This window comes from Bacillus sp. T2.9-1 (genome assembly GCF_950097965.1).
Taxonomy (GTDB): Bacteria; Bacillota; Bacilli; order Bacillales; family Cytobacillaceae; genus Niallia; species Niallia hominis.
This window is the reverse complement of the sequence record NZ_CATNHG010000141.1, coordinates 131,461-156,578: the sequence shown is the minus strand read 5'-3', so window position 1 is coordinate 156,578 and position 25,118 is coordinate 131,461. Positions and strand designations below refer to the sequence as shown.

The 25,118-nt window shown below is 36.6% G+C and carries 28 protein-coding genes; 4 read left to right on the top strand and 24 right to left on the bottom strand.

Annotated features, from left to right (window positions below; translation table 11 throughout):
- Nucleotide 1: 1 nt before the first annotated feature.
- From QQZ16_RS21415 to prfA, 8 genes are all read right to left on the bottom strand, one after another.
- Complete coding sequence (locus QQZ16_RS21415; RefSeq protein WP_031536733.1) at nucleotides 2-931, bottom strand: metal ABC transporter solute-binding protein, Zn/Mn family; 930 nt, start codon at nucleotides 929-931, stop codon at nucleotides 2-4.
- Nucleotides 932-1,150: 219 nt separating this feature from the next.
- The gene (gene spoIIR / locus QQZ16_RS21410; RefSeq protein WP_031536734.1) at nucleotides 1,151-1,867 is read right to left on the bottom strand and encodes a stage II sporulation protein R; all 717 of its coding nucleotides are present in this window, start codon (nucleotides 1,865-1,867) and stop codon (nucleotides 1,151-1,153) included.
- A 94-nt stretch (nucleotides 1,868-1,961) separates the two neighbouring features.
- Nucleotides 1,962-2,330 (bottom strand): hypothetical protein, encoded by a 369-nt coding sequence (locus tag QQZ16_RS21405; protein WP_284561761.1) that lies wholly within the window; start codon nucleotides 2,328-2,330, stop codon nucleotides 1,962-1,964.
- Nucleotides 2,251-2,454, bottom strand: coding sequence for a hypothetical protein (locus QQZ16_RS21400; RefSeq protein ID WP_284561760.1), 204 nt, complete (start codon nucleotides 2,452-2,454; stop codon nucleotides 2,251-2,253). Before QQZ16_RS21400 ends, QQZ16_RS21405 begins: the two co-directional genes overlap by 80 nt.
- Nucleotides 2,455-2,498: 44 nt before the next feature.
- Nucleotides 2,499-2,723: a hypothetical protein gene (locus QQZ16_RS21395; RefSeq protein WP_284561759.1), complete on the bottom strand. Its 225-nt coding sequence runs from the start codon at nucleotides 2,721-2,723 to the stop codon at nucleotides 2,499-2,501.
- Nucleotides 2,665-2,853: a hypothetical protein gene (locus QQZ16_RS21390; protein ID WP_284561758.1), complete on the bottom strand. Its 189-nt coding sequence runs from the start codon at nucleotides 2,851-2,853 to the stop codon at nucleotides 2,665-2,667. The genes QQZ16_RS21395 and QQZ16_RS21390 overlap by 59 nt, the downstream gene beginning before the upstream one ends.
- A 68-nt stretch (nucleotides 2,854-2,921) precedes the next feature.
- Entirely contained in the window at nucleotides 2,922-3,785 is an 864-nt protein-coding gene (prmC, locus tag QQZ16_RS21385) for a peptide chain release factor N(5)-glutamine methyltransferase (RefSeq protein WP_048718865.1), read from the bottom strand.
- Nucleotides 3,778-4,851 (bottom strand): peptide chain release factor 1, encoded by a 1,074-nt coding sequence (prfA, locus tag QQZ16_RS21380; RefSeq protein ID WP_031538940.1) that lies wholly within the window; start codon nucleotides 4,849-4,851, stop codon nucleotides 3,778-3,780. Before prfA ends, prmC begins: the two co-directional genes overlap by 8 nt.
- Nucleotides 4,852-5,178: 327 nt before the next feature.
- Between prfA and QQZ16_RS21375 the strand changes: the two genes are divergently transcribed.
- The gene (locus tag QQZ16_RS21375) at nucleotides 5,179-6,057 is read left to right on the top strand and encodes an STAS domain-containing protein (RefSeq protein WP_048718863.1); all 879 of its coding nucleotides are present in this window, start codon (nucleotides 5,179-5,181) and stop codon (nucleotides 6,055-6,057) included.
- Between the two features lie 159 nt (nucleotides 6,058-6,216).
- On the opposite strand, the gene QQZ16_RS21370 is transcribed toward QQZ16_RS21375, so the two are convergent.
- The 8 genes from QQZ16_RS21370 to QQZ16_RS21335 all read right to left on the bottom strand — a co-directional run bounded on the left by QQZ16_RS21370 (nucleotide 6,217) and on the right by QQZ16_RS21335 (nucleotide 15,296).
- Nucleotides 6,217-7,272 carry a hemolysin family protein gene (locus QQZ16_RS21370; RefSeq protein ID WP_251629627.1) on the bottom strand — a complete coding sequence of 352 codons (1,056 nt, stop codon included), beginning with the start codon at nucleotides 7,270-7,272 and terminating at the stop codon, nucleotides 6,217-6,219.
- Nucleotides 7,273-7,337: 65 nt separating this feature from the next.
- Nucleotides 7,338-8,645, bottom strand: coding sequence for a hemolysin family protein (locus QQZ16_RS21365; RefSeq protein ID WP_031538945.1), 1,308 nt, complete (start codon nucleotides 8,643-8,645; stop codon nucleotides 7,338-7,340).
- A 38-nt stretch (nucleotides 8,646-8,683) separates the two neighbouring features.
- Entirely contained in the window at nucleotides 8,684-9,070 is a 387-nt protein-coding gene (locus tag QQZ16_RS21360) for a MerR family transcriptional regulator (RefSeq protein ID WP_031538946.1), read from the bottom strand.
- A 251-nt stretch (nucleotides 9,071-9,321) separates the two neighbouring features.
- Nucleotides 9,322-9,939, bottom strand: a complete 618-nt coding sequence (locus QQZ16_RS21355; protein WP_031538947.1) for a thymidine kinase — start codon at nucleotides 9,937-9,939, stop codon at nucleotides 9,322-9,324.
- Between the two features lie 325 nt (nucleotides 9,940-10,264).
- Nucleotides 10,265-10,465 carry a 50S ribosomal protein L31 gene (gene rpmE, locus QQZ16_RS21350; RefSeq protein ID WP_031538948.1) on the bottom strand — a complete coding sequence of 67 codons (201 nt, stop codon included), beginning with the start codon at nucleotides 10,463-10,465 and terminating at the stop codon, nucleotides 10,265-10,267.
- Between the two features lie 194 nt (nucleotides 10,466-10,659).
- Nucleotides 10,660-11,934: a transcription termination factor Rho gene (rho, locus tag QQZ16_RS21345; protein ID WP_235252156.1), complete on the bottom strand. Its 1,275-nt coding sequence runs from the start codon at nucleotides 11,932-11,934 to the stop codon at nucleotides 10,660-10,662.
- Between the two features lie 801 nt (nucleotides 11,935-12,735).
- Nucleotides 12,736-14,022, bottom strand: coding sequence for a UDP-N-acetylglucosamine 1-carboxyvinyltransferase (locus QQZ16_RS21340; protein ID WP_031538950.1), 1,287 nt, complete (start codon nucleotides 14,020-14,022; stop codon nucleotides 12,736-12,738).
- 416 nt (nucleotides 14,023-14,438) lie between these two features.
- Nucleotides 14,439-15,296 carry a class II fructose-bisphosphate aldolase gene (locus QQZ16_RS21335; protein ID WP_031538951.1) on the bottom strand — a complete coding sequence of 286 codons (858 nt, stop codon included), beginning with the start codon at nucleotides 15,294-15,296 and terminating at the stop codon, nucleotides 14,439-14,441.
- A gap of 231 nt (nucleotides 15,297-15,527) precedes the next feature.
- Between QQZ16_RS21335 and QQZ16_RS21330 the strand changes: the two genes are divergently transcribed.
- A complete protein-coding gene (locus QQZ16_RS21330) occupies nucleotides 15,528-15,665 on the top strand; it encodes a hypothetical protein (RefSeq protein WP_155986774.1) in 138 nt (45 codons plus the stop codon).
- A gap of 11 nt (nucleotides 15,666-15,676) precedes the next feature.
- Here the strand turns inward: QQZ16_RS21330 and QQZ16_RS21325 are convergent, their stop codons facing one another.
- The gene (locus QQZ16_RS21325; RefSeq protein ID WP_109769197.1) at nucleotides 15,677-16,042 is read right to left on the bottom strand and encodes a response regulator; all 366 of its coding nucleotides are present in this window, start codon (nucleotides 16,040-16,042) and stop codon (nucleotides 15,677-15,679) included.
- A gap of 186 nt (nucleotides 16,043-16,228) precedes the next feature.
- On the opposite strand from QQZ16_RS21325, the gene QQZ16_RS21320 reads away from it, so the two are divergent.
- Nucleotides 16,229-16,762, top strand: coding sequence for a DUF2529 domain-containing protein (locus QQZ16_RS21320; RefSeq protein WP_235252157.1), 534 nt, complete (start codon nucleotides 16,229-16,231; stop codon nucleotides 16,760-16,762).
- A 103-nt stretch (nucleotides 16,763-16,865) separates the two neighbouring features.
- On the opposite strand, the gene QQZ16_RS21315 is transcribed toward QQZ16_RS21320, so the two are convergent.
- The 3 genes from QQZ16_RS21315 to QQZ16_RS21305 form a co-directional block, all read right to left on the bottom strand.
- A complete protein-coding gene (locus QQZ16_RS21315) occupies nucleotides 16,866-18,470 on the bottom strand; it encodes a CTP synthase (protein WP_031538955.1) in 1,605 nt (534 codons plus the stop codon).
- 362 nt (nucleotides 18,471-18,832) lie between these two features.
- Nucleotides 18,833-19,417 carry a DNA-directed RNA polymerase subunit delta gene (rpoE, locus tag QQZ16_RS21310; RefSeq protein WP_235252158.1) on the bottom strand — a complete coding sequence of 195 codons (585 nt, stop codon included), beginning with the start codon at nucleotides 19,415-19,417 and terminating at the stop codon, nucleotides 18,833-18,835.
- Between the two features lie 240 nt (nucleotides 19,418-19,657).
- A complete protein-coding gene (locus QQZ16_RS21305; protein WP_031538958.1) occupies nucleotides 19,658-19,861 on the bottom strand; it encodes a hypothetical protein in 204 nt (67 codons plus the stop codon).
- A 201-nt stretch (nucleotides 19,862-20,062) separates the two neighbouring features.
- Between QQZ16_RS21305 and cls the strand changes: the two genes are divergently transcribed.
- On the top strand, nucleotides 20,063-21,265 hold the full coding sequence (cls, locus tag QQZ16_RS21300) for a cardiolipin synthase (RefSeq protein WP_235252159.1): 1,203 nt from the start codon (nucleotides 20,063-20,065) through the stop codon (nucleotides 21,263-21,265).
- 85 nt (nucleotides 21,266-21,350) lie between these two features.
- On the opposite strand, the gene QQZ16_RS21295 is transcribed toward cls, so the two are convergent.
- From QQZ16_RS21295 to speB, 4 genes are all read right to left on the bottom strand, one after another.
- Nucleotides 21,351-21,521, bottom strand: a complete 171-nt coding sequence (locus QQZ16_RS21295) for a XapX domain-containing protein (protein WP_035416617.1) — start codon at nucleotides 21,519-21,521, stop codon at nucleotides 21,351-21,353.
- 207 nt (nucleotides 21,522-21,728) lie between these two features.
- Entirely contained in the window at nucleotides 21,729-23,399 is a 1,671-nt protein-coding gene (gene argS / locus QQZ16_RS21290; protein WP_235252160.1) for an arginine--tRNA ligase, read from the bottom strand.
- A complete protein-coding gene (locus QQZ16_RS21285; RefSeq protein ID WP_284561757.1) occupies nucleotides 23,396-23,821 on the bottom strand; it encodes a DUF1934 domain-containing protein in 426 nt (141 codons plus the stop codon). The genes argS and QQZ16_RS21285 overlap by 4 nt, the downstream gene beginning before the upstream one ends.
- A gap of 381 nt (nucleotides 23,822-24,202) precedes the next feature.
- Nucleotides 24,203-25,075, bottom strand: a complete 873-nt coding sequence (speB, locus tag QQZ16_RS21280; protein ID WP_284561756.1) for an agmatinase — start codon at nucleotides 25,073-25,075, stop codon at nucleotides 24,203-24,205.
- Nucleotides 25,076-25,118: the final 43 nt, after the last annotated feature.

Here is a 25,118-nt window from a genome sequence, read left to right as displayed (position 1 = left end):
CTTACTCCACTCCTCTGCTCAATGCTTCATAGATGGTGGAAACATTATGTTCATACATCCCTATATAAGTTCCTTCTTCCGTATCCGCATCTCCCATCGCATCAGAGAATAATTCTCCACCAAGCTCTATATCGAGTTCCTCTTTTTTGGCTCCTTCAATGACTGCATTGATGGAAGCTGGATTAATGCTGCTTTCGATAAATACAGCAGGAACTTGATTCTCCACTAGTAATTGAATAGTCTCCTCTATATCTGATAATCCAATTTCCGCTTCCGTGCTTAAACCTTGTAATCCAACAACCTCAATATCTAGCATTCTTCCAAAGTAGCCAAATGCATCATGCGCTGTAACTAGTACACGTTTATCTGCTGGCAATGTTTTCAACTGAGCTTTTGCTTCTTCCTTCAATGTATCCAATTTTTCAAAATACGCTTGCTTATTATTTTCAAAATAATCACTATCTTCCGGTAAAGCTTTCTTTAACTCATTGGTTGCTGCATCAAGTGATTCCTTCCATAGATCAATATCAAACCATATATGTGGATCAATTGCACCTTCCTCCTCCTTTAAAAGTTTTTCCTCTGGGTTAACTTCTCCAATAGCAAGAACTGGTCTTGTTTTCCCAATCTCTTCAAAGACCTTTACCATATTCGCTTCTAGATGTAACCCACTATAAAAGATAATATCCGCACCCTCCATTTTCTGGATATCTCCTTGGGTAGCCGTATATAAATGCGGGTCTACACCAGGTCCCATTAGACTATTCACCTCTACTTTATCTCCGCCAATTACCGACATTGGTTCTGCAATTTGTGCAATTGTAGTAACAATCGCAAGCTTACCATCTTCCTTAGACCCGGTTGATTCAGCTGAACAACCCGTTAAAAAAAAGAATGTTATTACTAATCCTGTTAACACAAACTTCCACATTGTTATTCCCCCTTTTCATCATCACAAAAATCATAACCTATAGACAATTTGTTTCCTTAGGGAAACTTTTATGTTTATATACAAAATACTTAACTATCTGAAAAATATCAATGGTTTAAGATGAATTAGGTATATTTACTTAACTTTTTTGTTTGGGCAATATCTTCAACCAACAAAAAAAGATGCTCTCTAACAAGCATCTTCCCAATTCATTGTCTATTATCCAAAAATCTTTTCCCATAATTCTACTAAGAAAAATTTCACTTCTACTTCCTCTTCTTCCTCTTTAACAAATACAGGATCTTCTTTCTCTTCCACTTTCTTTTCTACCTTTGCTGGTTTTTCCTTTTCAGCTTTCTTGTCTTCGACTGTCTCTACTTTGGTATTTTTTTCTTTATCTGCTTTTTCTTCTTCCTCAAATCCATCACTTACTGCTACTCCGTTAGAAAAATCTAGGAAGCATAATGGCGGGAAAAGAACACACCACCAATTAGCACCTTCCCCTTCTCCTAAAGTAATAAGAATTGCATCATATTGACCTGCTGGATATAAGAACTCACCATACAGCTTCGTTGGAAAATCTACTTTATCAAACGTAACATCCACTGCTTGCTTAGCATTTTCTTCCGCTACTACGCTTTCTGCAATCTGCTGAATCTCTGGTAACTTTGCTTTTAATAAGTCTTTAGCAGCTTCCTTGGAAGTCAATTCAGAAACCCAGTTTGTAATTTCTTCATTTACAGCATCTCTTACTTTTCTTTTTAATGCCTGATCTTCTTCTAAATCACTATTTGCTAAGATTCTAAGACGAATCGCATCATTCGGAATGATTACCTCATTATTTGCTGCTACTTCAGTTTTTGGAATATATAAACTCATAATAGTTGTTAGAATAAGTACAAATAAATAAATAGTTGCCATCGGTTTGTTTTTCATCTTTAGCACCGCCCCTTCACTAACACAGTGTGGACAGATTAATAGAATCTTAAACTAGTAAAATTAATTTTTTCTGCATTGGGGGATACTCTATTTAGATACGTTGGATTTTAGTTGTGAGGTTGGCGTGTTTACTTGCAGGTTTGGCTTGTTTTCTTGCGACTTTCCCACTTTTACTTGCGAGTTCGGCTACTTTTCTTGCGACTTTCCCACTTTTACTTGCAGGTTTGGCTACTTTTCTTGCGACTTTCCCACTTTTACTTGCAGGTTTGGCTTGTTTTCTTGCGACTTTCCCACTTTTACTTGCGAGTCCGGCTACTTTCCTTGCGACTTTCCCACTTTTACTTGCAGGTTTGGCTACTTTTCTTGCAGGTTTCCCACTTTTACTTGCGAGTCCGGCTACTTTTCTTGCGCTTCCATACCATACTTGCAGGTTTGGCAACTTTTCTTGCGACTTTCCCACTTTTACTTGCGAGTTCGACAACTTTTCTTGCGACTTTCCCACTTTTACTTGCGAGTCCGGCTACTTTTCTTGCGCTTCCATACCTTACTTGCGAGTCCGGCAACTTTTCTTGCGACTTTCCCACTTTTACTTGCTAGTCCGGCAACTTTTCTTGCGACTTTCCCACTTTTACTTGCGAGTCCGGCTACTTTTCTTGCGCTTCCATACCTTGCTTGCAGGTTTGGCTACTTTTCTTGCGACTTTCCCACTTTTACTTGCGAGTCCGGCTACTTTTCTTGCTACTTTCCCACTTTTACTTGCGAGTTCGACAACTTTTCTTGCGACTTTCCCACTTTTACTTGCGAGTCCGGCAACTTTTCTTGCGCTTCCATACCTTACTTGCGAGTCCGGCAACTTTTCTTGCGACTTTCCCACTTTTACTTGCTAGTCCGGCAACTTTTCTTGCGACTTTCCCACTTTTACTTGCGAGTCCAGCAACTTCACTTACAACTCCTACACTCCCACCAACTAAAATAAGACACATCCCACACCTTAACATGTGTATGGAATATGTCTTTCTAAAAGTCAACCAATAAGCAGAATGGAACAAAATCAAAATCCTACTTCTGCAAACACCATTCGATCTTTGCCATTAATATCAAATTGCACTTCTACTTTTGCTTGGGGAAATGCTGCTTGCAAGAGCTGCGCTACTGATTTGCTTTGTCCTGCACCTACTTCAAATCCAATAATAGCTTTATCCTTTAGAACATTAGGTAATTCTTCACAGAGTCTTTTATACAAAACAAGACCATCTTCTCCAGCAAATAGTGCTCTATGTGGCTCATGCTCGGTAACAACATCAGACATTGTCACGATGTCTCCTTTTGGAATGTATGGAGGATTGGAGAGGACAACATCAACCATTTGCCCCTTTGCAATAAATGGCTGCAAAAGATCTCCCTGTATGAATTCAATAGAATCCGCGCCTAAATTCTCAGCGTTTTGCTTTGCTACAGCTAACGAAACTTCATATAGATCTGTAGCTATTACCTGCAACGAAGGATTTTCAAGCTTCATTGTTACTGCAATCGCACCGCTTCCTGTTCCGACATCCACTAGTTTTAAGGCTGCTTTTTTCCCGAACAGCCTGTCTATCCGTGCAAGCGCAGATTGAACAAGCTCCTCAGTTTCTGGACGAGGAATAAGTACTTCTTTATTTACAGTAAAGGCTCGTCCATAAAATTCTTCCTGTCCAATAATATATTGAACTGGCCGTCCTTGGGCATGTAAATAAATCAGCTTTTTAAAGCTTTCCAGTTGTTCTTCTTCCATCTCTTCACGAAATTTAACGAGCATTTCTGATCTACTTACTTGCAATGAATGCCTAAGTAAGATTTCCGCTGCGTATTCTTCCCTGTCATGCTCCTTTAAATAAGAAGAAGCCCATTTTAGGGCTTCGAATACTTTACACATCGGAAGCACTTTCCAAACGACTAGATTGTTCTTCAAAAATAAGCGCATCAATAATATCGTCCATTTTTCCTTGAAGAATTTGATCTAGCTTTTGAATAGTCAATCCAATACGGTGGTCTGTTACACGATTTTGCGGGAAGTTATACGTCCGAATTCGCTCTGAACGATCCCCCGTTCCCACCGCTGATTTACGTTGTTGATCATATTCCGCTTGTGCTTCTTGCTGGAATTTATCATAAACACGTGCTCGTAATACTTTCATTGCTTTTTCTTTATTTTTAATCTGTGATTTTTCATCCTGACAGGAAACAACAGTGCCTGTTGGAAGATGGGTTAAACGGACTGCAGACATCGTTGTATTAACACTTTGTCCTCCAGGTCCACTAGATGCAAATGTGTCAACCCGAATATCTTTTTCATGTATTTCAATTTCTACTTCTTCTGCTTCAGGCAAGCACGCTACTGTAGCAGTAGATGTATGAATACGACCGCCAGATTCTGTTTCTGGGACACGCTGTACACGGTGGGCACCATTTTCAAATTTCAATTTGCTGTATGCCCCTTTTCCGTTAATCATAAAGATGATTTCTTTGTAGCCACCAACACCTGTTGAGCTTGCATCAATGACTTCCATTTTCCACCCTTGCGCCTCAGCAAAACGGCTATACATCCGGAAAAGATCCCCTGCAAATAAAGCAGCCTCATCTCCGCCAGCTGCTCCCCTTACTTCCATGATAACGTTTTTATCATCATTCGGATCTTTAGGGATCAACAAAATTTTTAAACGCGCTTCTAATTCTTCGATACGCGCAGCCGTTTCATCTAGCTCTTCCTTCACCATTTCGCGCATTTCTGGATCTAGCTTTTCTTCCAGCATCGTTTTAGCTTCCGTATGCTGTTCTTTTACTTCTTTATATTCACGATAAACTTCTACTGTTTCTTGAATATCCGATTGCTCTTTCGAATAGTCACGCAGTTTTTTTGTATCATTCACAATTTCAGGATCACTTAATAATTCATTAAGCTTTTCATAACGATCCTCTACAGCTTGAAGACGATCAAACACACTATTCACCTCGTTTTTATCCATAACGTATTCATTATATTATAGGCTATTTTCGCCGTCAAAACCAATTTCTTATGAAAAATGGCATTTATGGCTTATTTTCACTCCTCATAAAGCCCATTGCTTTCACAGCCCCTCTTCCTTCACACAGGAGTCGAGTGTCTCCTGTTTCAGAAGAACATAACCTCTTCTAACAATAAGACCTATGAATTTTCAAGAAAAAATAAACGCTCCCTTTTGCTCAATAACCACAAGAATTTTTACAGAGTCAATTTTCCATTTATCTATTATAATAGAGTTAACACTAAAAAGAGAGGATACAACAGAATGTCCCTTACCAATCAATCCGTTTATGAATATGTGATGGAGCAAGCTCCATCCATCACAAAGACTTGGTTTTCCATTAAAGACGGGGAAGCAGGATCTATTTATTCAAAGAATACTTCCTCATCTGTTGCAGAGCTATTAACCAAACAGCATACGTATACAATCCAAACTGTTATGAGCGCTTTTCTAGAAGATGAGAGCATTTTTGCTGAAAATCTAGAGCTTTGGGCAAATAAGGTAGCTAAAAGTAGAGTAGAACTAGGCACACCAGTTCACGAAGTTTTGCAGGCATTAAGTATCACTAGACAAGTTATATGGGACTCTATTGAACAGTTTATCCTTGAACAAAAAAATATACCAACTGAATTAATATTACAATGGAGTTCAAAATTTCACTTTACTTTTGATCGACTAACGAATCAATTCACAACCATGTATCACGCTTTCACAAAGCAAAAGCTTCATTCTCAACAGGAATTAATCCAACAATTAAGCGTCCCTGTTATTCCGATTACAGAATCAATTGGGGTCCTCCCATTAGTCGGAGACATCGATAGCTTACGAGCAAAATTTATTCTTGAAGTTGTTCCTGTTAAATGCAAAGAGGAAGGGATTAATCATCTGTTCATTGATTTATCTGGTATTTCTTCTATCGATACAAAGGTGGTGCATGAACTAATGAAACTAACTAAAATCCTTTCCTTCATTGGCATTGAAGCAACCATTTCTGGACTTAGTCCTGACACGGCCCAGCAGATTACTACGCTAGGAATTAGTTTAGGAAATGTCCCTACCTATAGTACACTGAAACAAGCGTTATCTTTTGAACAGACGCCCGTTCAAAAGGCTTTGAATGTAAAAGTAATATCGGTAGATTAACATTATTCTGTCATCCATATCGATCTACATAAAACAAATTCGTTAAAAAAACTCCGATAATTTCTACTTATTCACTCAATAGGAACTAGAGAAATAAGAGACTATCGGAGTTTTTATTACAATTATTTATCTATTAAACTAGTAAAATGGTTAAGCGAATTAATTCAGTAATTTTTCCCCTACAACAAACTCATCACGTATCTCGCCAACAATTTCTTCTAATATATCCTCCATTGTGACAAGACCAACAATTACCCCTCGTTCATTCTTTACTAATCCCATATGCACTCTTTCCTGCTGCATTTTAAGAAGAGCTGTTTTAATAGGTGCGCTTTGTAGAAAAATAGGCATCTCATGAATAAACTCTTCCATTTTTGTTTCTCTTCCTGCTACAACATTTGTTAGCATCTCTTTCGTATTTACATAGCCTACTAGCTTTGTTTGATCTTTGGTAACAGGATATCGCGTATATTCATGTTTATCCAACAGTGTCAAAACCTCTTCAAAAGACATTTCTAATTCCACATTCACAATCTGTTCTCGCGGAATCATAATTTCTTTCAAAATTCGATTATCGAAAGCAAAAATATTCTTTAAATACGCTAATTCAGTCTGGTTGATTTCGCCACTTTCATAGCTTTGATTCACTATAAGCTTTAATTCCTCTTCCGAGTGAGCTGTTTCATGCCCAATTGGTTTTATGCCAAACCATCCAAGGATTGCTTGTGATGAGCCATTTAATGCATGGATAATAGGCTTCGTAATTCTTCCAAACCAATATAATCCAGGAGCTAGCATTAAAGTCATTTTTTCAGCATATTGGATTGCTAGTGTCTTGGGAGCAAGTTCTCCAATTACTACATGCAAAAAGGAAACTACTGATAAAGCTATCGCATAGGAAAGAACGGTTGATAAAGCACCTGGTACATCAAACCTTTCAAACAAAGGATGGAGCATCTTTTCCACAGTCGGTTCTCCTAACGCTCCTAAAACCAATGCAGTAATGGTTATTCCCAGCTGACAGGCAGATAAATAATAATCCAACTCGTGGGCAACTTTCTTTGCTACTACCGCCTTTTTATTGCCTTCTGCAATTAACTGATCCAGTCTTGACATCCTTACTTTTAATATCGCAAATTCAGCACCTACAAAAAATGCTGTCAATAAAATAAATACTGCTACTAAAAACAAATTTAATAGAATAATACTGTCCAATTATTTCCCTCTAGCCTTGAGGGATTCACCTCCATGATTATAGATAAAGCATTTTTTCATCCTAGCTAGTTGTTCACAACGTTTTGAGTAAGACACACTTCTTTAATTTGGTAGTTATCCATGTCTGTTACCATCCATAAGCGGTCTCCTTGCTCTACTTGATCTCCAATCTTAGCAGTATCCAATAGCTTATATTGAATCCAGCCTGCTATTGTATCAAGCTCTTCGCTTTCCTCAAAAGGCATCCCAAAACGTTCTTCCAGTTCATCTAGCAATACACGGCCGTTAATAAAATACTTATTTCCCGACTCCCGGATATCCGCTACTTCATCTGCATCAAACTCATCACGGATTTCACCAACTAGTTCTTCTAAAATATCCTCCATCGCCAGAATACCAGACGTACCACCATATTCATCGATAACTAACAGCATATGCACTCTTTCTTGCTGCATTTTCAGAAGGGCATCCTGCAAGCTTGTTACTTCCAATACAACCGGAAGATCACGAACAAATTCTGTTAATTCTCGATTTCTTCCCCAAGCCATCTGTGTCAGCATTTTCTTTACATTAACAACACCTAGGATGTGATCCTTATCCCCATCTTCTGTTACTGGATAACGAGTATAATTGTGCTCATCCAAGATTTTCACGATATCGTCATATGACATATCTTTATTTAGCGTAACAAATTCTGTTCTTGGAACCATAATATCCTTTGCTACCCTTTCATCGAAGGAGAAGACATTTTCCATATAGGCAAGCTCTGTCTGGTCAATTTCTCCACCTTGATAGCTTTGTGCCATTACTATTTTTAATTCTTCTTCCGAATAAGCCTGTTCATGCTTAACAGATTTTACCCCCATTAAACGAAGCACTACTTGTGCAGATCCATTTAATGCCCATATAAATGGTTTCATCACTATTCCAAACCAATATAATGGCGGTGCTAACATTAAGGTTAGTTTCTCAGAAAATTGAATGGCAAGTGTTTTTGGAGCCATTTCTCCAACTACAACATGCAGAAACGTAACCAATGCAAAAGCAATAGCATACGAGGCAACAGATGCGACAGATGGTGAAGCATTCATTAAATTAAATACTGGATATAATAGTTGCTCAATTGCTGGTTTCCCTAAGGCACCAAGGCCCAGTGCTGTGACAGTAATACCTAGTTGACACGCCGATAGATAGTAGTCTAAATCACCCGCTACCTTCTTCGCGACAATTGCCTTTTTGTTTCCTTCTGCAATTAGCTGTTCTATTCGTGACATCCGAATTTTAACTACAGCAAATTCAGAACCAACAAAGAAAGCTGTCAGTACTAATAATAGTACCAGTAAAAATAAATTTGTTATCGTTATTATGTCCAATTATTTCCCTCTTTTGAGGGATTCACCTCCAGGAATAGTTACATTAAAGACAGTAATTTCATTACGTCTAATAATTTTTTTTCAAGTGTATGATACACTTTCTTTTTCTCTTCCTGCGGCGCATCTTTCAATCTTTCTTCCAATGATGCCAGCTTTTTATGCAAACATGCAATTTCATTCTGTACGTCATTCATAATTGGCTCTATTTCATCCTCTTCTCTTGATTGAATAACTTTACGAATTTCATCAATGGACATCCGTTGTTTTTTCAAAAGTTTGATTCGTTCCAATGTATGAAGAACATCTTCCGAATAAAGGCGATAATTGGAATCAGATCGCGTTACAGGAAGCAATTTGTTACTTGTATAATAATCAATCGTTCTTGTTGACAACCCGCTTAATTTCGCCACTTGGCCAATTCGCAATAACGCCTTCCCAATGAAAAAACCCCCTTTTAGTTTATAAGATATTTTTATCATAGCATAGAAAGGAAAATCCGTACAGTACAACGTTATAGTTTTAGGTTTTAGTTTTTCATACTAACTTGGACAGGATTATGGTGCTGGTATGGGGGCCTGTCACCTTTTCCATTTTCCCCCTGCAAAACTCCCTCCCTTGTCACATAAAAAAGCTCCTGCTAAGAGGGATAAAACCGTTCCTAACAAGAGCTCTTTTCTTATAAAGCTGTTGATGTATTATCTTTATTTGCTTTCTCTGTACTTCTAGGCACTTCATGATGATGGCGGCATCGAGGTTCATAAGACTCAGATGCTCCTACTAAAATGACCGGATCTTCGTAGCAAGCCGGTGAACCATTAATCAATCTTTGTGTTCTGCTTGCTGGTGATCCGCAGACTGCACAAACAGCTTGAAGCTTTGTCACTAATTCTGCGATTGCCATTAATTCCGGCATTTTTCCGAATGGCTCGCCTCTAAAATCTTGATCCAGACCTGCACAAATGACACGATGGCCACTATTTGCCAAATGCTGAATAACACCAATAATTTCATCATCAAAAAATTGTACTTCATCTATTGCAACTATCTCTATATCGGAAGTCACATATTCAAAAATGTCGGCTGATTTACTAATAGGAATCGCATTAGTCGTTGCTCCATTATGTGATACAACTGATTCATCACTATAGCGATTATCAATACTTGGTTTAAACACGATAAACTTCTGCTTAGCAAATTTCGCCCTTCTTACACGACGGATGAGTTCTTCTGATTTTCCTGAAAACATACTTCCACAAATAACTTCAACCCATCCATGATGTTTCATTACATACATGAAACCGCTCCTTCCTAATATAAACAACTTCTCTCTTTTCTTACTCTATTCTACTTTTTCTATTTCAATCGTCAGGGTGTGAATATATACATCCAACATTCTCTCTTACCTACTTTAACAGCTATTAAGGCTGATTGAAATAATATATTCGACTCAAACTTCATTTTTAACAGCATCTCCAATAGATAACTAATCAATAAATGCATTAAGATACTTAAGAATAAAAGCGATAATAATTACTTTCATTATTAAATATCCTACTATAAGTCAAAATAAAAAACAGGCAAGGAGAAAGTAACTTCTTGCCTGTTCTTGATATTCCATATTACTTAAGGCCGTATTTTTTGTTGAAGCGATCAACACGTCCGCCAGCTTCAGCAAATTTTTGACGTCCAGTATAGAACGGATGGCACTCAGAACAAGTTTCAACTTTGATTTCTTTTTTAACTGAACCAGTTGTGAACTCGTTACCACAAGCACATTTCACCGTAATTTCGTTATAAGTTGGATGAATTCCTGCTTTCATTTCTTTTCATCTCCTTCCGCCCTGCAACTTTCGAAACAGAGTTATAAAACAATGCCAGAAGCACTGTAATTTCAAAAACACATTGAGTATATTATATCAAGGACATTCTTGTTTTGCAACACTATTAACAATGCATTAATTACCAAATATTGAAAACTACTTAAAGCATTTCCTCCACTTGTATCCTTCAGCGCTTACGATCGATTAGCAGTGCCAGCTTTCATTTGTTCTCCTAGGATGGCAAAGAAGTCTTCATTGCTTTTTGTTTGTCTTAATTTTCTTAGGAACTTTTCAGCAAAGTCTGGTGAATCAGACATTGATTTACGAATAGCCCATAGCTTGTCTAAATGTTCTTTCGGAATCAATAGTTCTTCTTTACGTGTTCCAGAGCGTCTAATATCAATAGCTGGGAATATTCTTCTTTCTGCTAGTGCGCGGTCTAAATGAAGTTCCATATTACCAGTACCTTTAAACTCTTCATAAATAACATCATCCATACGTGAACCAGTATCGACTAACGCTGTTGCCAATATGGTTAAGGAACCTCCCTCTTCTATATTACGAGCTGCACCGAAGAATCGTTTTGGGCGATGGAACGCACCAGGATCGATCCCCCCTGATAATGTTCTTCCACTTGGAGGAATAACCAGGTTATAAGCGCGGGCTAATCTTGTAATACTATCCATCAAAATAATAACATCACGCTTATGCTCCACAAGACGCATCGCTCTTTCTAGAACCAATTCAGCAACTTTAATATGGTTTTCTGGAACCTCATCAAAAGTAGAGCTTACAACATCTCCACTTACTGATCTTTCAATATCGGTAACTTCTTCTGGTCTTTCATCAATTAGTAAGACTATTAATTCTGCTTCCGGATGATTATTCGTAATACTATTTGCTATTTCCTTAATCAACATTGTTTTACCAGCTTTTGGAGGAGCCACAATTAACCCACGTTGTCCAAAACCAACAGGTGCTAATACATCCATAATTCTAGTAGAAACATTTCGCTGTGTTGTTTCTAAATGTATTTGTCGATTTGGGTACAGAGGAGTTAGAGCTGGAAAATGAACTCTTTCTTTCGCTGTCTCCGGATCATCTCCATTTACCGCTTCTACCTGTAGTAAACCGAAATATCTTTCGTTTTCTTTTGGTGGACGAACTTTTCCAGAAACTTTATCCCCATTTCTTAAATCAAATCTTCTAATTTGAGATGCAGATATATAAATATCCTGTGAGCTTGGAGAATAATTAATCGGTCTTAAGAAGCCAAACCCTTCTGACTGAATAATCTCAAGAACACCTTCCATGAAAAAATAGCCCTCTTGCTCTGCTCTTGCTTTCAGGATCGAGAAAATCAGTTCCTTTTTTGTCAACTTGCTATAGTAGGCAACTTTGTATTCTCGAGCTAACTCATACAACTCTTTTAATTTCATATTTTCTAAACTAGATATATTTAATCCCATTTTTACACCACTCTTTTGTATTTTCAGTTATCCCGACCATTTTTTATCGAAATGTGGGAAGGCTAATCTTCTGTTTGAGGCGAACGCTTTTTGTGAAGAGAAATTTTGATGCGAGAAATAATTAATGTGAAGGATGGAAAAGAAGATTCCTACTTCTTCTCCAACTATCGATAAATCGTAACTTCCGTTTTTTTAAGGCTCACTTCATAAGTAGTTTATTAATAAAGAAGAATAAGCCATTGTACGAATAAAAATTTATCTTAAGAGGAGTTTTTATTTTATCCTTCATGTTTCTAATGCTTCTTTCGAGAAATCTATCAAAAGCACTCTCTATTTTACCTCCATCTAGGAAAAATGTGCAACAAGAATTTTTTTACTATCTCCTTGTTTACTCATCAGCGGAAGCAAAATATGGATGAAGACTCTTATGATCCTTCTTTTTTTAGGATCGCTCGAAAAGGAAGGTAGGTGAGGATGCTTAGTGAATATTCTCGTTTTTTGAGAACATCGATTCTTTCGTCAACGCAAATGAAAAGGATGGTCCCGACATCCTTTATTGTGCAAGTATACTTTTTTATAAGTATCGGAATGTATGGATTAATTATACCTATTCCAGCTAAAATTCTCTTCTTGTTCCGCATTATTCTTTGGGCAAAGAGGGATCTCCTGTTACCTTCCCCGTATGCTTTATGAAAAGGGCTTAGGAGGTTAATTTCTACTTATGACAGGGGGAGCATCATCCCCCACTTTTCTTTTTGCTCAAGAACAGATAATCCTTTTCAAATAAATAATCAACATACATTATCCATTATTTATTTGTTCATATTCTTCTTCAGTCATTTTTTCACGCCATATGGTAGCTCCTAAGCCTGTAAGCTTCTCGACAATATGACTATACCCTCTATCTATATGTTCTAGGCCTGTTATTTCCGTTACTCCATCAGCCATAAGTCCTGCTATCACTAGCGAAGCTCCTGCACGCAAATCGCTTGCTTTTACTTTCGCCCCTTGTAAATGAACAGGTCCATTTATAATCGCAGAACGCCCCTCCACTTTGATCGTGGCATTCATACGACGCAGTTCATCTATATGTTTAAATCTAGCACCATAGATTGTGTCTGTAACCATACTTGTACCAGTTGTTTTTGTTAATAGAGACGTGAATGGCTGCTGAAGATCTGTGGGAAAACCTGGATACACCAATGTTTTGATGTCTACTGGTTTTAGGGAACGGTTAGAGCTCACAAACACTTGCTCATCACTTGACTCAATCGAAACTCCCATTTCCCTTAATTTTGCGATTAGGGACTCTAAGTGCTGTGGAATCACGTTATCGACAAGGACTCCATCTCCAACTGCTGCACCAATAATAATATACGTACCAGCTTCAATCCGATCAGGGATAATCGTATGACGACAACCATTTAAATGCTCTACCCCTTCAATTCGAATCACATCAGTTCCTGCACCTTTAATTTTTGCTCCCATATTGGTTAAAAGTGTTGCCACATCAATGATTTCCGGCTCTTTCGCTGCGTTTTCAATGATTGTCTTTCCTTTTGCTCTTACTGCTGCAAGCATAATATTGATTGTTGCTCCGACACTTACTACATCTAAATAAATTCTTGCTCCTCTTAACTCATCTGCCCGAAGATAAATGGCACCTTGTTCATTTGTAACCTGTGCCCCAAGTGCTTCAAACCCTTTAATATGCTGGTCTATAGGTCTTGGTCCAAGATGACAACCACCAGGTAATCCAATAACTGCTTTTTTGAATCGTCCTAACATTGCTCCCATCAAATAATAGGAGGCACGCAATTTTTTTACCTTTCCATTCGGCATAGGCATAGAAATCATGGAAGATGGATCTATTGTTATATCAGAGTCTGATATAGATACCGTTCCACCTAGTTCTTCCAAAATTTCTTTTAATATTTGAACATCTGAAATGTCAGGTAATCCTTCAATCGTTACTGGGGATTCAGCTAATATGGTCGCTGGTATAAGTGCAACAGCACTATTTTTCGCACCACTTACCCTTACTGTTCCTTTTAATGGAGATCCACCTGCAATCATAAGTTTTTCCATTTCTAGCTCCCTTCTAAGCCAATGCAAAAGTACAAGTTCTGCTATAAGTTAATCAAGATGAGGCTTGGATGTAGAATCTTGTTTGAATTACTGTTACTTATTATACCAAATATTAAGACTTAATGGAAAAGTATATATGTATGAACTTTTGTTCTTATTTATTGATAAAGTACAAACATTTTTAGTATTACCTATAAAGTACAACTTCAATCAGTTAGAGAGTGTTCAAAAGTAAGTTTTCTCCCTTTCTAATTTTTCACCATTTATTTTATACTATTTTTTCCAAACCATTTGTAGGAAGCTGTTGTCTGTTCTTTGATTTAACCTTTTGCCTGGATCTAGAAAAAAAAGACATAGAAAAGAGGATATCTTTAAGGCTATTTCCCTTAAAGATATCCTCTTTCTTTTCTTATCAATTAAGCTCTATTTGAAGAACCGAATTCTTTGATTTTGCCGATTACTGTTGCTTTAATCGCATCACGAGCTGGTCCTAAATATTTACGTGGATCGTATTCTTCTGGTTTAGCAGCTAATGTTTCGCGAACTGCTTTTGCAGAAGCAATTTGGTTTTCTGTATTAACGTTGATTTTAGCAGTTCCTAAAGAAATTGCTTTTGTGATATCTTTTGTTGGGATACCAGTACCACCGTGTAATACTAATGGTAAACCAGTTAAGTTACCGATTTCTTCCATTTCTTTGAAACCTAAGTTTGGCTCACCTTTGTAAGGACCATGAACAGATCCTAATGCAGGAGCTAATGTATCAATACCAGTACGTTTAACAAGTTCCACACATTCGTTAGCATCAGCATAAATTACGCCTTCAGCTACAACGTCGTCTTCTTGTCCACCAACAGTACCAAGTTCTGCTTCAACAGAAACACCTTTAGCATGTGCATACTCTACTACTTTAGAAGTAATTTCAACGTTTTCATCAAATGAATGGTGAGAAGCGTCAATCATTACAGATGTAAAACCAGCATCAATTGCGTCTTTACATTTTTCAAAGCTTGAACCGTGATCTAAGTGAATAGCAACTGGAACAGTGATGCTATAGTCTTCCATTAAACCTTCAACCATTTTCACAACAGTTTTGAAGCCACCCATATAACGGGCTGCACCTTCAGAAACCCCAAGAATTACTGGAGATTTTTCTTCTTCTGCAGCTTGAAGAATTGCTTGAGTGAACTCAAGGTTATTTAAGTTAAATTGACCAACAGCATAGCCTTCTGCTTTTGCTTTGTTTAACATGTCTTTCATTGAAACTAAAGGCATATTTCTTCCTCCTTATTTAATGATCGTTCTTTGTTACAAGAGAATCTTTATTAAATTTCCCAAAGGAAAGTTGAATATGTATATCATACCTCAAGTAATCAAAAACGAATCATTCCTTTTAAACTCAATTGTAATCATACCAAAATAAAACAAGAAATGCTATCGTTCAAGCTTTTTTTTCTATTTTGTCACAATTTAGTTTATCATTTTACAAATGAAGACGCTTTAAGTATGGACATCGTTGCTTGCTCAAACAATGCAACAGAAGAACCACCAATGTCTTCCATTCTATTTGGTGGTTTTTTGTCTCTGTATATGGCTGTTTTCCGTAAGTTGCTAGGACCAACAGCCTTTAGAATTTATGTATAGATTTCGAATAATTACTCATTAATATATTTTTTCACAGCATCTCTGAGATCATCAATATCAAACGGTTTAGCAAAATGAGTGAGTGCTCCGAGATCTTTAGCTTCCTGAATCATATCTAATTCTCCATATGCTGTCATGATAATGACGCGAATATCTTGATTCAGCTTTTTCATACGTTTTAATATTTCAATACCATCCATCCCTGGAATTTTCATATCCAGTAGCACCAAGTCTGGAAATTCCCTTGTTACTATTTCTAACGCTTGAATGCCATTTGCAGCTTGAAAAGTTTTATATCCTTCCTTTTGAAAAACTTCATTCAAAAGGATTCTTATACCGAATTGATCATCAACAATCAGTATTTTCCCTTTCATCATTGACCCTTCCCTTCAAAGTTGAGTTTTTTATGTATTCTCTCGTTTTTAATCATAGTTATCTTTCTACTATTTGGTCAACATTTCCTGCTAATTCCCTTAAATTTTACCTTTTCTCCATATTTATTTATAATTAACTACTATAAATGTGAGTTACTGTTAATTTTTATAACAATGGAGGTTTTCCAAGTGCTTAAAATGTTCTCCACACAACTAAGTGGACTTTTTAAAAGATTGCATGAAAAAGAAGAGGAAGCAATTGAAGACAGTTCTAGATTATTAGCGCAAGCCATCGTAAGTGATGGAAAAGTTTATTTCTATGCAACAAATGAAATGGAAGGTGTTATGAAAGAAGCTACTAAAGGGTTGGAGCCGATGTCAGGAGCTGAGGAGTGGACAAACTCCTCCCTTGAATCAATTACTTCCAATGATCGTTTCATTCTTTTCTCTCGTACAAATGAGGAGGAAGTAATCAACACTTTTGCAAAGAAGTTATATGAATCGCAAGTTCCTTTTGTTTCTGTCTGCTCGATTACTAATAGCGAAATCGAATCTGTGATTGACTTTGCAGATGTGGCGATTGATTTAAAAATAACAAAAGGTTTATTACCTGATGAGGAAGGAAATCGATATGGCTATCCTTCCTTAATTGCTGGCCTTTTTGTTTATCATGGCATTAAATTTACAACGGACGAGATTTTAAAGGAATATGATATTAAATAGGAAGAAACATAACATTATATGTTATAACAGCTAACAAAAAGAAGTTATTCCCATTAAAAGGAATAACCTCTTTTTTTACTGCTTTTAACCAAATCTATCTTTATTATTTCTCTGCTAAGCGAATGGACGCACCAACAAATTCACGGAATAATGGCTGTGGACGAGTTGGTCTTGAAATAAACTCAGGATGGAATTGAGAAGCAACAAACCAAGGATGATCCTTAAGCTCTACTATTTCTACTAGACGACCATCTGGGCTAGTTCCCGAGAAAATAAATCCTGCGTTTTCCATCTCTTGACGATATTGGTTGTTAAACTCATAGCGATGACGATGTCTCTCATATATTACTTCGTCTTGATACGCTTCATATGCTCTTGTTTCTTCTTTTAATTTACATGGATATAAACCTAAGCGAAGCGTTCCGCCTAAATCCTCTACATCCTTTTGTTCAGGTAAAAGATCGATTACTGGATGGGTTGTCTCTTCGTTAATTTCAGAAGAATGTGCATCATCCCAACCTAAAACATTACGAGCAAATTCAATAGATGCAACCTGCATTCCTAGACATATTCCGAAGAAAGGAACCTTTTGTTCACGTGCATATTGTGTTGCTAAAATCTTCCCTTCAATTCCACGATCTCCGAATCCACCAGGAACAAGAATTCCATCTGCATCTTGTAGCAATTCTTGTACATTTTCTTTTGTTACATGCTCTGCATTAATCCAATCGATATCAATATCAGCATCATATGCATAACCAGCATGCTTCAATGCTTCCACAACAGAAATATAAGCATCTTGTAGCTCTACATATTTACCAACAAGAGCAATTTTTGTTGTTTTAGAAAGATTACGCACCCGATCTACTAATTCAATCCATTCTGTCATATCTGCTTCTTGGCATTTTAGTTTTAGATGCTCGCATACAATTTGGTCAAGATTTTGTTCTTGTAATGCTAAAGGAATTGTATAAAGTGTATCCGCGTCACGGCACTCAATAACCGATTTATTGTCGATATCACAGAATAACGCAATTTTGTCCTTCATATCTTCAGAAATAGGTTTTTCTGTTCTAACTACAATTACATTAGGCTGTATACCTAGACTCCGTAATTCTTTTACACTATGTTGTGTTGGTTTTGTTTTCATTTCTCCTGCTGCTTTAATGTAAGGTACTAATGTACAGTGAATGTACATAACATTATCGCGGCCGATATCACTTTTAATTTGACGAATTGCTTCTAAGAAAGGTAATGATTCAATATCCCCAACCGTTCCACCAATTTCTGTAATAACAACATCTGCATTTGTTTCTCGGCCAGCTCTAAATACACGCTCTTTAATTTCATTTGTGATATGCGGAATTACTTGAACTGTCCCTCCAAGATAATCTCCTCTGCGTTCTTTTCTTAATACAGTAGAATAGATTTTCCCTGTTGTAACATTGTTATATTTTGTTAAATTGATATCAATAAAACGCTCATAATGCCCTAAGTCTAAATCGGTTTCCGCACCGTCATCTGTTACGAATACTTCCCCATGTTGATAAGGACTCATTGTACCAGGATCCACATTGATATATGGGTCAAACTTTTGAATGGTTACACTAACACCACGATTTTTCAGCAAACGTCCAAGAGATGCTGCTGTAATCCCTTTTCCTAGTGAAGACACTACTCCACCTGTCACAAAAATATATTTTGTCATTATATGATCCCCCTTGATTTAAGTTTGCTCCAATTCCTCTTTATTTAAGACGAATTAACTAATTTTTTTAGAGGGGTATGAAACGATTGCTGTTTTTACTTAAGGCCGTTTTCGTAAAGTTTGTCGCTATTACCCGCAGCTAGAATCTACTGGTGTGAGCAGTGAACCTCCAAGGTATCATCTTTCTCACTAATACCACAACAATCTTTTAGAAAACAGCTTTACTAAAAAATAAAAAGCGCTCCTCTTACTTTTCCAAGTAAGGGAGCGCTATATTTAGCGAATTTAAGTTCGTTCCTCTTTTTAAGGAGCCCAAAAAAGATTTTACTAGCAAAGACTGTAAAAGTCAAGACTAGGGAGAATTATTTATCTTCATCCTCTTCATCTTCGAATTCGTCGTCCTCTTCTTCCTCTTCTTCATCTTCTTCATCTAAATCATCATAATCTTCTTCGATTTCTTCATCGAAATCTTCATCTTCCGATAAATCATCGTCTAGTAAATCATCGTCTTCTTCATCCAAATCATCGTCATCCTCATCTAGAAGCTCTTCATCATCTAGATCAGCATCAAAGTCATCAAACTCGTCTTCGTCTTCATCTAAGCTATCAAAATCATCGAAGTCTTCCGCTACAGCTTTTTTCGACTTTTTCTTCTTCGGTTTTGTTACTGTTACTACATCTTCCTCTGATTTATCTACAGGATACCATAAACGAAGTCCCCAACGGTTGTCCCCTAATGATAAGAAACGACCATCAATATTAACATCTGTATAAAATTGTGCAATTCTTTCATTAACCTCTTCTTCACTTAACCCTACTAATTTTGCTACTTCATTCATTAGTTCATTAAATGCATAAGGTGTTTTGCCACCATTCATAATTTCATACGCTACATCAATTAGTGCCATTTCTTTAAGTTCTTCTTTTGTGTATTTATCAACACTCATTTTTTCGTACTTCCTTTCTTATCTACTCTTATCCCCTTCCTGAAAGCTTGGACCAATTCAGGTGGAAGTTTCACGTTTCGGGTGTTTATTATTTTTTATACATCTTATTGATCTTTTAAAAATCAATCCATTTAACCTAATTTATTTTAGAAGGTCTGTTAAGAAAAGAAACCTAACTAAAATAGTAAAAATACATATTCTCCATTATAAACAAATTTTAGGTGAATATGCTAGTTCTAGTTAAGGTTTATTTAACTTTTCTTTGAAATAGAAGTTTTTCTTCTCTTTTTCGACTTTATTTTGATCTGATTGCTTTTTCTTCGCTAGTTTAAAAAAGAGGAGGGATAAGAGAAAAAAGCCGATGGAGCCCAATTGAAGCTTATAAAGGAACGAAAACAAAACTGCATATAAAACTATTCCTATTGTAATCAATATTTTCCGCACTCCTAAACCACCCCAACTTAAATAAAGTTTATCCTTCCTTCTAGAATAACGATTATTAGAAGTGCTCTGCAAGTCTCTTATTAATTTATTGGCAATTTTCCAAACAAATAGTTGAGAATTCTTAAAATTCTCCTATTAATACGAAAGGTATGAAAGGAATAGAATATCGGCAATACTATCCTTTTAAGGAGGGAATTATCAATGAAGATATTCTTGGTTATCCTATGCATTATTGCCATACTTATTTTCCTTCTCTATATGGACTATCAGTTAGGAAAGAGAGCACAGCAAAAACGAATAGACCGAAAAAACCATCCTTTTAGATATACTGATTTCCACATATATTCTGACGGGACAGAACTATTCCCAGCCCTGTTTCAAGCAGTCAAAGAGGCAAAAAGCCATGTCCATATTCTTTTCTATACGATTAAAACAGATAGTATTTCCAATGAATTTCTACACCTTTTAAAAACCAAAGCACATGAAGGGGTGGAAGTACGCCTTATTTTAGATTGGTTAGGCAGTATCAATATAAGAAAAAGAATAAGAAGAAAATTAAAGCAAGCTGGTGTTCAATTTGCTTTTTGCCAGCTCCCAACGTTTCCTTTTCTCTTTTATTCCTTACAAGTAAGGAATCATCGAAAAATCGCTATCATTGATGGGAAAATTGGTTTTATGGGTGGTTTTAACATCGGAAAGGATTATATTCATGAGAACTTTAAATTAAGCCCTTGGCGTGACTACCATCTTCAATTGATAGGAGAAGGGGTCGATGACTTACAGCGAGAATTTTTAATAGACTGGTTAAAAGCCTCTAAAATAAACTTACTACAAAACCAAGTGTACTTTTCAGCGCAGACAAAAGGAGAAACAAGACATCAAATTATCCCTACACAAGGAGTTTATTTAGAAGAGCTACTATGCAATTTGATCAAAAACAGCAAAAGAAGTCTTTTAATTGCTACACCTTACTTCATTCCTAGCAAGCGAGTAACAGAAGAATTATTAAGAGCATTACATAGAAATGTGAGTCTCACCATCCTTATTCCAAATAAAGCGGATCATATGCTTGTTAAAGAAGCGGCATTTCCCTACTTACGGAAACTATTAAAGAACGGGGCAAGTGTTTATCAATATATGAATGGCTTTTTTCATGGTAAATTAATAAATGCCGATGATGAAATTATGATTGTCGGTTCATCCAATTTCGATCGCCGCAGTATCTTTTTGAATCATGAGCTGAACTGTTGCATATATGATCCTGTTTTTATTGCAAAAATGAATAAAATTACTACGATGGATTTGGAACAAGCAAAGGAGTTATCTCTCGAGGATTTAAAAAGGATACATTTATGGAGTATGGTAAAAGAATGGCTTGCCCGTCTTTTTGCCCCATTTTTATAGGATGAACCTTTCTTTAATCAGTGGGATATGTCTCCCACTGATTATTTTACAAAGGTGTTTATCCACCCATTGTTTCAGGAGGAACTTATCTTTGAAAAAGGACAATAATCCATTCAAACGCACGGTATCCGGCATATATTCCAAAAATACCAACGATACCCGAAAAGGCACCTGGGGCTGGGATTGGCAGTTTCAAAAGACCAAAAATAAACCCAGTTAAAAATCCAGTTATTAAAGCAAATACCACTAATTTCACAAGCATCTTCCCTTCAAAAGTAGATGCTTTTATTATTCGAAAAGTTAGTTCGAAATATCCGATGATTCCTTAATCAGCTTTGCTGTTTTTTATAACAGGGATTTTTAGTTTCACCGTGAATGATTTTATCGATAGATTTTTCTCAAAGAGCGTAATTACATAAAAGTGGACAATAAAAAAAGGAAGAGGTTCTTCTTCCTTTTTTTATTACATTTTTTCTGGCGCAGATACACCAATTAGGGCTAGGGCGTTTCTTAATGTTATCTGTGTCGCTTTGATTAATGCTAGGCGTGCTTTTGTTCTTTCTAGATTGTCTGTGTCTAATACTTTTTCTGCATTATAGAAGCTATGGAAAGTAGAGGCTAAGTCGTAAATATAATTTGTAATTCGGTGCGGCATTCTCTTTAATGCTGCTTCCCCTACTGCTTGTGGGAATTCTCCTAGTTTTTTCAATAAGTCAAATTCCTTTTCTGCAGTAATTAACGATACGTTTAGTTCATCAGCCAGCTCGATTCCTTGTTCTTTTCCTTGTCTTAGGATACTTGAAATACGTGCATGTGCGTATTGAGCATAGTATACTGGGTTTTCATTGGATTGTGATACAGCAAGATCTAAATCAAAGTCTAAATGTGTATCTGCACTTCTCATTGCAAAGAAGTAACGTGTTGCATCTAAGCCTACTTCTTCCACTAAATCTCTCATTGTAACAGCTTTTCCAGTACGTTTACTCATCTTCATTTTTTCGCCATCTTTATAAAGATGAACAAGCTGAATAATTTCTACTTCTAATGCATCTTTGTTATAGCCTAATGCTTGAATAGCCGCTCTCATACGTGGAATATAACCATGATGGTCTGCGCCCCAAACGTTAATAAGCTTTTCAAAGCCTCTTTCTAACTTATCTTTGTGATAAGCAATGTCTGGTAATAGATACGTATAAGAACCATCATTTTTAATGAGTACTCGATCTTTATCATCACCGAAATCAGTGGAACGTAGCCAAGTAGCTCCATCTTGTTCAAAAATATAGCCATTTTCTTTTAAAGCGTTTAACGCTATATCAATTTTTCCATTTTGATAAAGGGATGTTTCAGAGAACCACACATCAAACTTCACGCGGAAATCTTCTAAATCTTGCTTTAATTTGGCCATCTCATACTTCAGGCCGTATTCACGGAAAAAGTCAAAACGTTCCTGTTCTGAAACATTAACATACTTATCGCCAAATTCCTCTGCTAATTTTTTTCCGATTCCAATAATGTCTGTACCATGATAGCCATCTTGAGGCATCTCTTTTTCTATACCTAACGCTTGGAAATAGCGTGCTTCAACCGATAATGCTAGGTTATTAATTTGGTTACCAGCGTCATTAATATAGTATTCTCTTGATACATCGTAACCCGCTTTATCTAAAATATTGGAAAGAGAATCTCCTACTGCTGCACCACGTGCATGTCCTAAATGAAGATCCCCCGTTGGATTTGCAGAAACAAACTCTACTTGTACCTTCTCTTTGTTTCCAACAGTAGTTTGTCCGTATTGATCTCCTGCTTTAAGAATAGTTGGAATTAAATCTGTTAAATAACTATTATCCATATAAAAATTGATGAAACCAGGTCCTGCGATTTCCACTTTTTTAATAGAAGCTTTCGTTTGATCAAAATTCTCAATAATAGTCTCTGCAATCATTCTAGGTGCTTTTTTCGCAACTCTTGCTAATTGCATCGCCATATTCGTTGAATAGTCACCATGCGCTTTGTCCTTTGGCAACTCTAGTACTACCTCTGGAATTTGTTCTTCTGTTGCTAGACCAGCTTTTATTACGCTTTGCTTAATTTCTTCCTTTAACTTATCCTTTATTTGATCTACAATATTCATTCTTCCTCTTTCTCCTCCTTAAATGAAATAGTCATATGATAGGTACCATTATTGCTACCCTGCATCTTTAAATCATATAAAATATCTAATGTGCCTGTTGTTGTTTGCTCCTGTACTTCCAACTCAAGCCTCTTTGTATCTGTAACTAGTTGAAATACACCGTACGGACTTTCATAGCTGCCGACCTTCTGTTTATTAATAAGAAAAGGAAGACGCATTTTTACTGCCCCGCTTCGAAGGATTAACCCTTCCTTTTCGGTAACTTTAATAATTGTTTTAATGGTGCCTTCTTCTATGATTTCTTCATATTTTATATACTTATTAGTATCTTTTTCTAAGTATTGACCAAACCCAATCCACTCAATACTTTCTTTATTTTTCCCATTATATATATGTGTTGTAACTTGTAATTTCACAGGCACCTGTTGCGCTGATGGTTGAGACAACGACAACACTTCCTTTTCATTTACTGTGTAACTTTATAAGTATAAATTTTTTATAGGTGAAGTGCAAGATGGTTCGATAAATGAACAAAGATATTCTCTTTGCTAACGGTTTTCAGTTTAATAGTTGCTTAGCTATTTGATAGTTGATTGTATAATCACGTGATTTTTTTAGGGTCTAATCATTTAAGCATCTTCACAACATTTGCTTTTGAGGTTGCTGTAAGCTGTTGGCAATATGGAAGAAAATCACACAGCATGGAGACAGCGTAAAAAAATACAGATGTCTGTTTGATAGACATCTGTATTTTAAGCAGTTAGCTTTCCCTTGATTTAGGTTCGGCTACTGTGTAAGATTTCTTATTTTACAAATCCTAAAATCATTTCACGGATTAACTTACTTGCTGTATTTGCAGTTTGTTCGGATGGATCATAGATTGGCGCCACTTCTACTAAATCTGCTCCCACTACTTGAACATTAGAACGAGCGATTTCATGAATAGACGCTAATAATTCTTTTGATGTGATTCCGCCTGCATCTACAGTCCCAGTACCTGGTGCATGTGCTGGATCTAAAACATCAATATCTATCGTTACATATACTGGTCTGCCAGCAAGTGTTGGCAGGATTTCTTTTAATGGCTCTAATACTTCAAACTTCGAAATATGCATTCCTACTTCTTTTGCCCATTGGAACTCTTCTTTCATTCCTGAACGAATACCAAAGGAATAAACGTTTTTTGGACCAATTAGATTGGCTACCTTTTTGATTGGTGTAGAGTGGGAAAGTGGCTCTCCTTCATATTCATCGCGAAGATCTGTATGAGCATCCATATGTATGATTGCTAAATCTGGATATTTTTTATACATCGCTTGGAATACACCCCAAGATACTAAATGCTCTCCACCCATTCCAAGTGGGAATTTATTATCTCCGATTACTTTGTCCACAAATTCTTCAATCATATCTAAGCTTCGTTGCGGATTTCCGAATGGAAGCGGGATATCACCTGCGTCAAAGTATTTTACTTCATCTAGCTCTCTATCTAAATAGGGGCTGTACTCTTCTAACCCAACAGACACCTCTCGAATTCTCGCAGGACCAAAACGTGAACCTGGACGGAAGCTAACAGTCCAATCCATTGGCATTCCGTATAATACTACTTGGCTTTCTTCATAATTTGGATAACTTTTAATAAATACATTTCCTGAATACGATTCATCAAAACGCATTAGTAATCACTCCTTTTTCTATTCCCAGACAACTCGAACAATA